This is a genomic window from Xanthomonas sp. SHU 199, assembly GCF_000364665.1.
Classification (GTDB): Bacteria; Pseudomonadota; Gammaproteobacteria; order Xanthomonadales; family Xanthomonadaceae; genus Xanthomonas_A; species Xanthomonas_A sontii.
In genome coordinates, this window is sequence record NZ_AQOI01000103.1 from 1 (window position 1) to 492 (window position 492).

Consider the following 492-nt stretch of genomic DNA (forward strand, 5'->3'; position numbering starts at 1 on the left):
GCCCGCAGCTGAGCGTCTATGCGAACTGGGGCCGCACCTTCCAGATCCTCACCGGTTCCACCGCCCCGGCCTACCTGACGCCGGGCCAGCCGGGCGTGCGGCCGTCGATCAACACCGGCAAGGAACTGGGCCTGAAACTGCAGCCAGCCGCCGGCACCGAGGCGCGGGTGGCGGTCTGGCGCCAGGACGCCACCGACGAGGTGGCCAACAACGTCAGCTCCGGCACCACCGTGGGCCTGGGCCAGACCCGGCGCCAGGGCGTGGACCTGCAACTGAGCACGCAACTGGGCGAGCACTGGACGCTGTGGCTGTCGCAGGCGCTGCAGGAGGCCAAGGTGGTCAGCGCCTACAACGCCTCGGGCGAATCGCTGCGCGGCCGCGAGGTGTTCTCGGTGCCGCGCTACATCAGCAACGCCGGCGTCGACTACCGGCCCGATGCGCGCTGGACCTTGGGCGTGCAGGCGCGCGCGCAAGGCGACTACTACATCGACG

1 protein-coding gene is annotated in these 492 nt (G+C 71.1%); it reads left to right on the forward strand.

Annotation, left to right across the window (positions count from 1 at the left end; translation table 11 throughout):
• On the forward strand, positions 1–492 hold a 492-nt coding region (locus tag D183_RS24025; RefSeq protein WP_039726173.1), incomplete at both ends, for a TonB-dependent receptor domain-containing protein.